The sequence below is a fragment of the Wolbachia endosymbiont (group B) of Ennomos erosarius genome, from assembly GCF_964026905.1.
GTDB lineage: Bacteria > Pseudomonadota > Alphaproteobacteria > Rickettsiales > Anaplasmataceae > Wolbachia.
On sequence record NZ_OZ034708.1, the window covers coordinates 1,134,420 to 1,147,737 of the forward strand.

11 protein-coding genes, 1 tRNA gene and 1 pseudogene are annotated in these 13,318 nt (G+C 33.9%); 1 reads left to right on the forward strand and 12 read right to left on the reverse strand.

The window, feature by feature from the left end; all coding sequences use genetic code 11:
- Nucleotides 1-114 precede the first annotated feature (114 nt).
- Both AAGD95_RS05965 and AAGD95_RS05970 read right to left on the reverse strand, forming a co-directional pair.
- Nucleotides 115-498: a hypothetical protein gene (locus AAGD95_RS05965; protein WP_265034410.1), complete on the reverse strand. Its 384-nt coding sequence runs from the start codon at nt 496-498 to the stop codon at nt 115-117.
- An 81-nt stretch (nt 499-579) separates the two neighbouring features.
- On the reverse strand, nt 580-1,071 hold the full coding sequence (locus AAGD95_RS05970; protein ID WP_341818464.1) for a hypothetical protein: 492 nt from the start codon (nt 1,069-1,071) through the stop codon (nt 580-582).
- Between the two features lie 171 nt (nt 1,072-1,242).
- Here AAGD95_RS05970 and AAGD95_RS05975 point away from each other — a divergent pair.
- Nucleotides 1,243-2,093 (forward strand): annotated as a pseudogene (locus tag AAGD95_RS05975) (IS982 family transposase).
- A gap of 293 nt (nt 2,094-2,386) precedes the next feature.
- On the opposite strand, the gene AAGD95_RS05985 reads toward AAGD95_RS05975, so the two are convergent.
- The 10 genes from AAGD95_RS05985 to AAGD95_RS06030 form a co-directional block, all read right to left on the reverse strand.
- A tRNA-Cys gene (locus AAGD95_RS05985) sits at nt 2,387-2,458 on the reverse strand.
- A 5-nt stretch (nt 2,459-2,463) separates the two neighbouring features.
- Nucleotides 2,464-3,360 carry a class I fructose-bisphosphate aldolase gene (locus tag AAGD95_RS05990; protein ID WP_341818857.1) on the reverse strand — a complete coding sequence of 299 codons (897 nt, stop codon included), beginning with the start codon at nt 3,358-3,360 and terminating at the stop codon, nt 2,464-2,466.
- Nucleotides 3,361-3,424: 64 nt separating this feature from the next.
- Nucleotides 3,425-5,731, reverse strand: coding sequence for an AAA family ATPase (locus tag AAGD95_RS05995; RefSeq protein ID WP_341818465.1), 2,307 nt, complete (start codon nt 5,729-5,731; stop codon nt 3,425-3,427).
- A gap of 204 nt (nt 5,732-5,935) precedes the next feature.
- Nucleotides 5,936-7,162, reverse strand: a complete 1,227-nt coding sequence (locus AAGD95_RS06000; protein ID WP_341818466.1) for a DEAD/DEAH box helicase — start codon at nt 7,160-7,162, stop codon at nt 5,936-5,938.
- 35 nt (nt 7,163-7,197) lie between these two features.
- Entirely contained in the window at nt 7,198-7,449 is a 252-nt protein-coding gene (locus tag AAGD95_RS06005) for a cold-shock protein (RefSeq protein ID WP_064124857.1), read from the reverse strand.
- Nucleotides 7,450-7,623: 174 nt separating this feature from the next.
- Complete coding sequence (locus AAGD95_RS06010; RefSeq protein ID WP_341818467.1) at nt 7,624-8,958, reverse strand: TldD/PmbA family protein; 1,335 nt, start codon at nt 8,956-8,958, stop codon at nt 7,624-7,626.
- 18 nt (nt 8,959-8,976) lie between these two features.
- Entirely contained in the window at nt 8,977-9,840 is an 864-nt protein-coding gene (gene atpG / locus AAGD95_RS06015) for an ATP synthase F1 subunit gamma (protein WP_341818468.1), read from the reverse strand.
- Nucleotides 9,841-10,044: 204 nt separating this feature from the next.
- Nucleotides 10,045-11,265 (reverse strand): heme biosynthesis protein HemY, encoded by a 1,221-nt coding sequence (locus AAGD95_RS06020; protein ID WP_341818469.1) that lies wholly within the window; start codon nt 11,263-11,265, stop codon nt 10,045-10,047.
- Nucleotides 11,262-11,993, reverse strand: a complete 732-nt coding sequence (locus tag AAGD95_RS06025) for a hypothetical protein (RefSeq protein WP_341818471.1) — start codon at nt 11,991-11,993, stop codon at nt 11,262-11,264. The genes AAGD95_RS06020 and AAGD95_RS06025 overlap by 4 nt, the downstream gene beginning before the upstream one ends.
- Nucleotides 11,986-13,215, reverse strand: a complete 1,230-nt coding sequence (locus AAGD95_RS06030) for a lipoprotein-releasing ABC transporter permease subunit (protein WP_341818472.1) — start codon at nt 13,213-13,215, stop codon at nt 11,986-11,988. The genes AAGD95_RS06025 and AAGD95_RS06030 overlap by 8 nt, the downstream gene beginning before the upstream one ends.
- Nucleotides 13,216-13,318: the final 103 nt, after the last annotated feature.

The following is a 13,318-nucleotide window of genomic DNA, read 5'->3' on the forward strand; positions in this document are numbered from 1 at the left end:
TATACACAAATTACTGAATAAAAATTTATTTTGATGGCTTGAGCAACTATTCAAGTAATTGATGTTGAAATAAGGATACTCAGTCCCCTATTTACCACTAAGCTTTAAATTCACTTATACTTTTTTAATGCTAATTACATTGAACTCTGTTGAATCATTCCATTCACCTGGAGTTATATTGAATACTAATTCTCTCTCATCTAAAGATAAAGTTCCATTATCTATCTTATAGTTATTTGTATAACACTTTTTGATTCTGCTATCTTCTATCCTCTCTTCTATTTGTAAAGATTTTGGATTAAGCATTATATCTTTATGTACGTTTCCATCGGAACATATATATGTATATAAGTTTTTGAATACCAAATTCTCATATTCATCACGTTCTACTACATATGCACTACGATCTATAAGATCTGGATTATCCTTATTATATTCAGATATTACATAATGAGCATTATCCTCAAAAAAATCTGGGTGACTGTTTGAAAAATCCATATACTAACCTCTTTTATTATTAAACTATTAGTATTATAGCTAATATTCCTATACAAGTCAAATAAGTTAACTTGTTAACACTCAAACTGCTTTTGCGGTTGGAGAGAGGTTATCAGTAGGTTTTTCTGCCTGTGGTTTGCTGATCAAAGTCTGAATGATATTAGTTGCCATAATAGCACAACCTAAAATAAAAAAAGGTGTAGAAACAAAATAGATAACAGAAGACTCAAAAAGCGACATAGATGCAATACCTCCTATTAGAAATGAAACACTGGATACTATATCAAGATAGATCTTCGTTAATTTTTCTTGTCCAGGAGAGTTTTCTACACCAAGCTGCTTATTAAGCTCACATTTTCGAAAGTGATCAGTACGTGACCATAAATTTAAGCCAAGTGAAATTGCACTTAGTGTGATACTAAGAGCGGCAGAATGTACACTTAGCCCAGAAATATTAAAGACTAATATTGCTATATATCCAATAAAAAGGGCAGTAGATAGCGCAGTAACTAAGCGTTTCGAGTAAGTTCGTACCTTCTTTCTGTAGGCTAACTTATCTTTTTCACCATACATAGCATAAATATTACCTAATACGTTATATTGTAGCATTAATTAATTCAACAAGCAATATGGAAGCTAATAACGCGAATTCTGGATTAAAGGAGAATAGAAAAGGCAAGAAAACAGGGTAAACTCAGCAGTTATAAAAAAACAGATGAGGTTAACCATGGAAGATATAACAAACTGTTTTGTTTGGTCGATGATTTTTGCAGAGATATAGAGAAAAATTTTGCAGGTAAACTACTGCCAAATGGTAAAAAACCCACAAGAACAACGGAAATTGAGCACTCCGAAATCATGACAATAATCCTGCTATATCAACAATCTCCGTGTAAAAATTTCAAAACTTTCTATCTACATTACCTAACGTTGCTCTACAAATCAGAGTTTCCAAAGTTGCCTTCATATACCAGGTTTGTTGCTCTAAAGCCTAGGGTTTTGTGGCATTTAGCAATGTTGTTGCATTGGCTTTGTGGACAGTCAGAAAACACTGGAATTTCATATATAGACACAACTCCCATTGCAGTTTGTCATGCAAAAAGAATATCCAAAAACAAAGTTTTTGCTGGAATTGCAAAATTAAGCAAGAGTACTTACGGCTGGTTTTTGGTTTCAAATTACATATGGTAATCAATGAAAATGGTGAAATTCATTCACTTACGCTAACAAAAGGCAATGTTGATGATAGGATACCTGTGCCAAATCTGACGGAAAAATTAACCGGCCTTTTGTTTGGTGACAAAGGTTATATTGCAAAAGAGCTTTTTCAGAAGCTGTTTGACCGAGGTTTGAAACTTGTTACCAAGGTGAAAAAAGGTATGAAAAATGCATTGATTTCGCTAAATGAGAAGATTTTACTGAGAAAAAGGTCTATCATTGAGACTGTTTTTGGTTACCTAAAAAATAGACTAGAAATTGAACACACTCGCCATAGATCCCCTGTTAATTTTTTGGTTCATATCTTTTCTACTCTCATTTCCTATTCCATCAAATCCAAAAAGCCTTCTATTTCCTATACTTTCTTCCTTCCTTAATCCAGAATTCGCGTTTTCGGAGTGCTCAATTTCCGTTGTTCTTGTGGGTTTTTTACCATTTGGCAGTAGTTTACCTGCAAAATTTTTCTCTATATCTCTGCAAAAATCATCGACCAAACAAAACAGTTTGTTATATCTTCCATGGTTAACCTCATCTGTTTTTTTATAACTGCTGAGTTTACCCTGTTTTCTTGCCTTTTCTATTCTCCTTTAATCCAGAATTCGCGTTATAGGTTACACACTTAAAGCTACTGTTGAATTGAGCAACTTTTATAAGATATAGAAAATGAAAGAGGCCGGGACCGGAATTGAACCGGTATAAAAGGATTTGCAGTCCTCCGCATAAGCCATTCTGCCACCCAGCCGTTTTTTATGTGTAGATATCCATTATATCTTTTAGCATAGATAAAGCTTCCTCCCTTTTGCGTTGAAAAGTGTTACGTCCAATGATTGAACCATTACCACTACCCTGCTTAATTTCTTTCGCTTCATTGCATATGTCATCTACTTCCTTCGATTCGCCACCAGAAAAAACTACTATTCTTTTCCCTGCAAAACAAGATTTTTTAACATATTCAATTCTTTTAGATAATGATTCAATATTTTCTGTTTCTATCTTTTCTTTTTCCAAATATCTAGTTGGAAGCTTTACTTTGATTATATTAGCGCCAAGTAAAGCTGCTATGTGCGCAGCATAGGCAATAACATCAACTGCTGTTTCACCTTCTTTGGAAATTCCTTCACCACGTGGATAAGACCATAGCACTACTGCAAGCCCATAAGATTTGGCTTCAGCTACGATTTCACGAGCTTCTTCCATCATATCAAAACACTTGGCAGAACCAGGATATATAGTAAATCCAACAGCCAAGCAGCCCAAACGCAGCGCATCTTTCACAGAAGAGGTTATTGCTTGATCAGAAGTCAGATTTTTTGAATGTAAGGAGTTGGAACTATTAAGTTTCAAAATAAGTGGGAGCATTCCAGCATAAGTCGAAGCACCAGCTTCAATCATACCAAGTGGAGCAGCATATGCACTTACTCCCGAATCAACCGCAAGCTGAAAATGATAATGTGGGTCATAAGCATCGGGATTAACTTCAAAGCTTTTTATTGGCCCGTGCTCAAACCCTTGGTCTACAGGCAGAATCACTAACTTGCCAGTGCCACCAAGCTTTCCATGCATGAGAATACGAGTAAGGTTTGCTTTTACCCCGGGGTTTTCACTTTCGTAGTAGCTTAGAACTTGTTTTACTTTATCACTTATCACTATAATTCAAATTAAATTTAAGTTATAAATTGTAACAGAGGTGAAGTTCAATACAAGGATTTTAAACTATATCAAAAGCAATTTTATTTGCTACTTTATTCATATAAATTCTTAATTTCTTTCCTTTTGTTAATTTACGATTCAGTATTTCTTCCGCTAAGTAACTTTTTATCTCTTTTTCAATAAGTCTCTCTATCGGACGTGCTCCCATTTCTTTACTATAACCCATTTGTACAAGATAAGATTTCACTTCATCCTCTACCAAGCAGTTTATGCCTTTTTGCATCAGTTGCTTTTTCAGTTCTAGAACAAATTTATCCACAATATGCAAAATCACATCCGTACTTAAGTCAGAAAAAGAAATAATCGCATCAAGACGATTACGAAATTCAGGGCTAAAAACCTGTTCTATCGCTTTTTCACTATCACCAATGTTAAAATTTTTATGCCCAAAGCCAACAAAACTTTTGCTGCGTTCAACTGCTCCTGCATTAGTTGTCATAATTAAAATTATATTGGAAAAGTTAACTTTACGTCCGTAAGTGTCTGTAACACAACCATAATCCATAATTTGTAGCAATATATTATAGATATCGCTATGGGCCTTTTCAATTTCATCAAGCAACACAACACTATATTGATTGTTAGATACAGACTCTGTGAGTAATCCACCCTGATCATAACCTACATATCCAGGAGGAGAACCAATCATCCTTGATATCGTATGAGATTCAATGTATTCGGACATATCAAAGCGTATAAGATTCATGCCCATGCTTTCTGCTAATTGTTTTGCTAGCTCGGTTTTACCAACACCGGTTGGCCCTGCAAAAAGATAATTTGCTAAAGGCTTATTGTAATTTCTCAACCCAGATTTAGCAATTTTAATAGAACTAACAAGAGATTCTATTGCCTGGTCTTGGCCAAAAATCACCTTCTCTAGATTAGCTTTTAAAGACTTTACTTTCTGCAAATCATCAGATTCAGATCCGCAAGGCACATTTGTAATTCTAGTAATGGTATTCTTAATATCTCTACTATTTACAATTTTACCCCTGTTTCTTAGCAATTTACAATATGCTCCTGCCTCATCAATAACATCAACCGCTTTATCAGGTAATATTCGCCCAGTAATATACTTATGCGAAAGTTCAGCCGCAGACCTAATGGCATTCTTTGTATAATATACTCCATGATACCCTTCATAGTAGTGCTTTATACCATCTAGTATCTTTATCGTTTCATTAACAGAAGATTCTTTAACATTAATTTTTTGAAACCTTCTCGCTAGTGCTTTATCTTTTTCAAAACTAGTGCTGTATTCTCTATATGTAGTTGCGCCTATACAACGCAGTGTACCTCTTGCAAGCGCAGGTTTGAGTAGGTTACCTGCATCAAGAAAGCTACCACTTGTAGAACCTGCTCCAATGATAGTGTGTATTTCGTCAATAAAAAGGATAGCACCTGGTTTTGCCTCAATCGCTTTTATTATAGATTTTATTCTCTCTTCAAAATCACCTCTGTAGCGTGTCCCTGCAAGGAGTGATCCTAAATCCAAAGCATAAATTACACTGGACCTGAGCGCACTCGGAACACTGCCTTCAATGATCTTCAATACCAAACCCTCAACTATTGTTGTTTTGCCAACACCTGGGTCTCCAACATATAAAGGGTTGTTTTTTCTACGCCTCAATAATATTTCTATAGTGCGATTTAACTCATAATCACGACCAATAACATAATCTATTTTTTTGCTTCTTGCATAGTCATTTAAATTTTTACAATAACTTTGTAGAATTTCCTCATCTTTTAGTAGCTCACCTTTATTTACTGTAGTAGGAGCGTCATTATTTTTATCAAGTTTTACTTTATGATTGGTGGTGTATTCATCTATATCGTTAGAGTATTTCATATTAGATATATGGTAAATCAAATTGGAATCTTTCGCACTTTGTTTCTGCAATAGATCTTCAACGTAGAAATCTTGCCCAGACAAAATTTCTACTAGAACACTTGCTCCATTTATTTCTTTTTTCCCCAAGCTATGAGCCCGTATTATTGCTCTGTGTATTATGCATTGAAACATTGAGCTAGGTTTAACTCCACTGATAATCAATTCAGAACTGCTTTGTAAAAACCCTTTTATATTATTATTATAATCATTAGCCTTAATATTGCATCTTGATAGAATGTTATCCATATTGATGATTTCATCGGCTCTGATATTACATCTTGATAAAACGTAATTTACGTCCACGTCTTTAGTTAACGCCAGCAATAAATGTTCTACTTTCGCATATTTTAGATTAAAATTAGAAGCAATGAGTAGCGCTCTATTCAAACTTGCCTCTAAGTTTTTGGAAATCATCTCCTATTCTCTTTAAAAGTGGGAACTCATATATAATGAATAGCACACAATTATTAAAAAAATTGAAATCCAGGAGTTCGCTGTAGCCAATTTGAATCCCCACTATGGATCTACGTCATAGCACCGCGATATCTCAGCATAGATTCCGCTAATGAGTAGCGGAATGACGAGTTTTACGCTTATCAAGTTGTAGGTAAATCCTATTTAATACGCTTTTTCTAGTACTCTGCTTTTCTTCTTAAATGCATTGATCTTTTTTCTACCGTATTTAGTCTTTAACGTACTTGGCCTTTTAAAGACCTTTTTGCTGTTACGTTTTTTAAATTGCACACTACAATCAAAATTTGGCTCTCCTTCTTTGTCTGCCAGTGCAGGCAGTCTTCTCTTATCTTGAGGTGTAACAAAAGATAGCGCATACCCTTCAGCTCCAGCGCGTGCAGTTCTACCTATACGATGAATATAGTCAGCTTGCGATTGTGGTGCATCATAATTGATAACATGTTGAATGTGGGGAATATCAAGGCCGCGAGAAGCAACATCTGTTGCAACCATGATTTGATTATGGCCACGACGAAAAGAATTAATGACCCTTTCGCGCTTGTGCTGCCTTAAATCACCATGAATTGCTAAAGCGCTATAGTCATCTTTGTGCAATCTGCTAGCTAGCTGATCCGCTCCTTGCTTTGTTTTGACAAAGATAATGATTGATCCTTCGCGCTGACATAGTTGTGTAACAAGCTTTTCATATTTTTCTGATTCTGATGCATAAACAATTTCTTGCTTAATTTTTACAGAAGTTGTAGTCTCACAATCAACAGAAATACGTTCTGGTCGATTAAGGTACTTCTCAGTAAGTTTAACTATATCACTAGGAAGAGTTGCAGAAAACATAAGAGTCTGCCGTATTTTTGGCAGATATTTCATGATCCCTTCAATTTGAATTCCAAAGCCCATATCAAACATACGATCCGTTTCATCAAGCACAAGAACGCTAACATTGCGAGTAATCAAAGTTTTACGCTCAATATGGTCTATAATACGACCAGGAGTACCTATTACAATTTGTGGTTTTTTCTGAAGCTGATTTAGCTGCCTAAAAATAGGCTCACCACCAATCAACAAAGCAACCCTTAGTGCAGAATTTTGAGATAAGAGTTTTCTTATCTCATTTGTTACCTGATGCGCAAGCTCCCTGGTTGGCACGATGACTAAAGCTGAACCAGTGTTAGGCTCATTCAGCAACTTAGCAACCAACGGAATAGCAAATGCCAAAGTTTTTCCAGTTCCCGTTTGAGCAGATCCGAGAATATCTTTACCTTGTAGCGCTAAGGGAATCGCTTGTACTTGAATCGGAGTTGGGACGAAAAGATTATTTTTATCTAGAGCTTGTGTAAGCGAAGCTGGGAGACCCATCCCATGAAAATTATTCACAATACGTTAATCCTGTTAAAAGATTTCATAATAGATTAATCTTCCAATCTTAAATTTATTGCAGATTTTTTATCTTCTCCGTTTCTACCGCGCTCCTCTTTAACCTCATAACTCACCCTTTCTCCTTTTATTCCCTTCTCTTTATTCTCTCCTTTAAGTGTCTCAGGTCTTATTCCTGAACGTTCCAATGTGCTAATATGTACAAAAACATCACCCCCTTTACCTTCTGGCTTGATGAAACCATAGCCTTTTTCGGCATTAAACCATTTTACATTACCAAATTCCATTTAAACAACTCCTAAATTATTAACTAATATTACTAATGTGATGAAAAACTTTGAAATTACGATTGAGAATGCTTTAAGCTTAGCTATTGAAACTAAACCTTTATACTCCATAGTCTATTCTTAACATTACATGACAATAATACACAATTGTTGTACTTGATGCAAATAAATTTTTTAATCGTTAAGCGAACCTGCAACCGTCATTTCGCTAACTTTAATTGTCGGTGAATTAAATTGCCCACAAAAAGTTAGATCATCTGAAACGACTAAATTGCTAAACATATCCTTCAAATTGCTAGCAATGGTAATCTCATGTATTGGATACGTTATTTTTCCATCTTCTATGAAAAATCCGGAAGCGCCTTGGCTGTAATCACCATTGATTAAATTGATACCAAAACCAAATAAATCAGTTACATATACTCCCTTTTTCACTTCCTGAATTAATTCTTCAAACGATACATTACCATTCTCAATATAGAAGTTACTAGCTGCAGGAATAACTGCAGCATTACTTGCACGAGTTGCACTTCCGGTTGTTTCTGAGGCTAATTTTTTAGCCGAGTATAAGTCTAAAATCCAATTTTGTAATATTCCGTTTTTTACAAATATATTTTTTTTGCTAGTTATCCCTTCTCCATCAAATGGTCTCGATGCTATGCCTCTTGGCAACAATGGATCATCGATAATATTAATTCTATCGTTGAAAATCTGAGCGTTTAAACTACCCCTCAAGAAAGAACTGTTGCTTATAATACTGCTCCCATTTATAGCAGAAGCAAAACTTTTTACTAGCCCTTTTGCTGCTCTTTTTTCAAAAATAACTGGAAATTTACCAGTTTTAATTGTACGTGAATTCAATTGATCAACTGCTCTTTTTGCTGCTTCTTTTCCTATTAACTCTGGCAACTTTAAATCACTAAAATTACATGCTATATCATAATCGTAACCAACCTTCATTTCACTTTCTCTTCCAGCAACAACAGAGACCTGATTAGCAAAGGTTGATTTACTAAACGAGCCAATAAAACCAGAAACAGTCGATAATACTGTATTCACTAAAGCGTATGAAGAAGAGGCTCCTTCAGAATTAGTGATACTCTTATGTGCAAGGGCTGAATTTTCTGCAGCTTCAGCAATTTCTTTTAGGTTATCAACGGTTACAACATTATTATCTGAGATACTTAAATCTGCAGAAGAGATATAATTACTACCATTTACAGCAAAATTAATGCAAGGATCTTCTGGCGCATTCTTTGCCATTTCTACCACTTGGCTTACCGTATCACTAAGATTATTCAAATCGTTTGTAGAAATATACGCAGCTTTGTTTTTACCTGCTATAGCTCTGATTCCTACAGTGCAATTTTTAGATTGTGATATTTGCTCAATTTTTGATAGACGCTGAGAAACTGAAGTTTTATTAGTCTCATATATTGTAACTTCCGCGTCTTGATTCTGCTTTTTTATTAATTTAGTGATATCTGCTGCAATATTTAATATATTCATTTTCTATCCCTTAGATTTTTATAAAGACTCTGCACCACCTATAACTTCAATTAAATCAGTTGTAATTGCTGCTTGACGAGAACGATTATAAAGCAATGCTAGTTTGTTCAGCATCTCCTTAGTGTTTCTGTTTGCTGATTCCATAGCAACCATTCTAGCACTATTCTCACTTGTTGCACTTTCAAGCAAAGCAGAGTAAAGAGCAATTACAACGTAATCTTGAACCAAAGATTTTAAAATAAATTCAATATTTTGTGGTTCATACTCATAGCCGTAATCTATTGTTGGACCAGCCAGAGAGTTGTCAATCAAGGATGAGTCTTCACTCCATGGTTTTATTGTTTCCAACATTGGTTTTTGCGTGAAGGTATTATAGAATTTACTATAAAAAACTTTAACTTTATCGTATTTACTTAAATCTATACTATCAACCAAAGCTTCTACGTGCTTTAACGTGATTCCCTTACTATTTTCAATTTTTAAGATACTTTTAGAGTCAAATCTATTTTTACCTACATTAAAAGCTTTTTTACCAAGAAATACAATATCTACTTTTTTGCCATTTGCGATTAACTTATTTTGACTAAATTTGACAATAGAAGAGTTAAAGTTGCCGCATAAGCCACGATCAGACGCAACAATGAATACTAGATAAGAATTGTCGTTACTGACATTTAGAATTTTTGCCAGTAATTTTTGATCAACTGATAGCATTAATGAAGAAATAATGCTATGCAGCTTAGATATATATAATTTTGAATTTGATAATTTCTTTTGGCTTTGTAATAACTTTGCTGCAGAAACCATTTGCATTATTTTCGTGGTTTTCTGGACAGACCTAATATTCTTAATTCTTAAGGATAATTCCTTTAAGCTCTTCATTTTGTATACAACTCTATTTATTAAAAATATATAACTGTTAGTGTCTAAAAGCAAGTTTTTTTGACATTAAAACCAAGTCTAACTAAGAAACTTGCAGGTTTATTGTGAAGATAAGGATTATATTAAGAAAGTGTTCTAACTTCAGCAATATCAATGTGAAAGTAGCCTAATGGTAATTTCTATAGCATCACACTTTGTGGAATCTTATAATACATAATAAATACAATTAAAACTATTACAACTTGAACACTTATGATCCCATTGCTTTAGTTCTCTGTTACAATTTTTACACTTCCAGCCTGGATCAGGCAAAGCTTCTGAGCCCATCTTGTTTAGCCAATAAATTACCTTGTCGTGTTCTTGCAATGTAACCTTGAGCTGTATTACAATAAAGTAGATTGACATGTAATTAGCTTTTTTGATAGCAGTGTCTAAATATTGACTTGCAAGATCATATTTACCTGAACTCATTGAGGACAAAGCAAGTAAACAGTAACTAAAATAATAATCAGGGCGTAAGTTGTATAGTCTTTCAGCACCTTTACTATTTAAATTGATGTACATTCTAGCTGACTGAGGAGTAGGATTTACTGCATATTCTATCTCTAGGACTGCAGAAGCTTTTCTGATTTTTCCAAGTTTAATATATAATTCTGCCTTTAAATAATTGATGGGCCGAAAAGTTGCATAATAACTTTGTGCTCTGAATAAAGACTTTATAGCCCCTTTAAAATCCCCTTTACTTTCATATTGTTTTGCCAAAGCACAATAAAAAACTGCAAACATTTCTTTATGGTCAAAGGGAAGAAAAATATTGAACTTAACTGCTTCCTTTAATCTCAAAATTGCATTAATCCAATCTTCTTTCAATATGCAATGCTCTATTTGAAAGGGAATAGATAGCATTTTATCGTTGATTGAGCTAGAGCAATATTCTATAAATTTTTGAAAGACTACCTTTTCTTGTTTGAGGTAAACAATTAGCTTGTTGGCTAGAAGTAGAGCTAAGTTACGATTTTTATTTGCAATGTCTGTTAAACCATTACTGAAAAAGCTGTAATTTCCCGTCTTACCTGAGTTAAAGAGCTTTATTAAAGACAACCTATCGCTCTTCTCATTTAGACTTTTAACTACCTTTTGGGCGTTCTCTATATTGTCTAAGTCTATGCTAAAGAAAGCTTCAAAGAGAAGCAATTCTTCCCTATCCCTTCTTCTATTTCTTATGTTGGCAAATGTTGATGAAATGGAGGAAAAAAAGCGTACAAGTGTAATTAATAAAAATAACAAAACTACACAAGTAAAAATAATGAAATATAGATCAATACTTATAGTGTAATTGCCTAATTCTAATTTTATTACTTCACCACTTACCTTGACCCATATGCCAAATAAAAACGAAAAAGCGAAAATTATAAAATAAATCATGAGATATATTGTAATAAGTGATGATATATTGTTGAAATATTCTTAGAAGCTACAATAAGACCATTCAATTTATTCAGCCATGGCTTGAATTCTGGGTGTGCTAAATCTCCTATTGTAGTAGCTATGCTCTGCCAATCATTATCGTTTATTGACTCCTCAATTTCCGCAAATTTTACTCTTAATGGATCATTCCGGTCGTCTACCTTTATCCAGTTTGAAATGATTTTTTTTAATAATGTACTTTTATTGTAGTTAATAACAGCAATGGTTTTTTCAAAAGATAATTTTAATTCATGTAAAGTATTTATCTCTTTCACATTTTCTAATTCATTCATTGCATTTTCTATCTCTGGATCGTCAAGCTCTGATATCAAAGGCTTTATTGAATTTATATGATTATCAAATTTTGCTTCTCGCAATAACGAATCCTTCATTTTAACCACAAGTAATAGCAATTTTGCAAGGTTCTTACATCTTGAGTTATTATCACCTTGCTCACACTGAGTATGCTGACTTCTCTTTAAGTCAAATATCCTTTTTTCCGTTCTAGATTGATTAACTTCAAGCAACATTCTAAGCTCATCCATGCCTTCCATTAAAATTTTCACATTATTTTCACTCTCTTGCTGATTTATTTTAAAAAAGATTATGTTATTTATTGCGATGTAACCGGTAAATAACAATACAATTAAGAACCAACCTATGTACTTTTGCTGAGTATCATTCATAACGTAGTATCTCCGCAGGATCTTGTGCAGCTGCCTGCAATGCAGGAGCAATTGTCGCTAAAAATGATAAGAATAACGCAAGTGCAGAAATATTTACTACGTCTTGGGGTACTAATATCACTGGCAAACTTGAAAAAAAGTATACCATAGGATCAAACAGCTTGACGTTAGTAACGTTTTCTAAAAATACTCTAATACTTTCGATATTGAGAGAAAAAACGACACCTATAATACAGCCAAGACAAGTTCCCGTAAAACCGATTAATAGACCACAAGCGCAAAATATACGCATAATGCTTCCACTTGTTGCACCAAATGTACGCATAATTGCAATCGCGGATTTCTTTTCTTGCACTATCATCATTAAATTTGAGATAATATTAAACGCTGCTACAACTATAATCAAAGTAAGAATCAAAAACATCACATTTCTTTCAGTTTCTAAAGCACTAAAATAATGGCTTTGCTGTGATTGCCAACTTTCAGCTTCCATTCCTATTTCTTTTTCTATAGCATCTGCTAGCTTATCAGCTCTAGTAACGTCGTCTACAAGTACTTCTATATTTTTTATACTATTTTCATAATTAAAAAAGGCTTGTGCTGATTTTAGAGGCATATATATCAAGGTATTATCATACTCAAACATACCCATATCAAATATTGCTATAACTTTATATTTTTTCATTCGCGGCATTTCACCAAGTAATGCATCAAATTCTTCAGATGATATAAACGTAATTTCGTTGCCATAGTCAACGTTCAAAGCTTCTGCCAATCGTGCTCCTATTACTATCCCTTCATCAAATTTTTTTACATCACCTATAATTACATTATTTGTAACGGCAGTACTATCAAGCAAATCTTTAGTTGACACACCTCGCACTACGCTACCTGCAATTTTACCATTTGCTACAATAATAACTTGATCATTGGTCATAGGAGTAGCTTTTAATATACCAGGAATTTTCTCAATAGATTTCGAAACTGTGCAGTAATCTGAATTTATGTTCCTATCAAAATAAACATTAATATGGCCATCAATGCCAAGTATTGAGTCAAGCAACTTTGCTCTGAATCCGTTCATCACAGACATCACCACTATTAGCGTTGCAACTCCAAGGGCAATGCCGATAATAGAGAACAAAGTCATTATAGAGCAAAATCTGGCATTTTTCGCTCGCAAATAGCAAGCAGCCATAGTAATTTCAAAGGCAATGGACATTACAAAATATTTTGAGGTTAAACATTATATTTTTGAAACTTCGTATAATTGTAGACTTTTCTTTATTTGAAAACTAGAGATTTTTGCTTCCTTAAATTTAGTA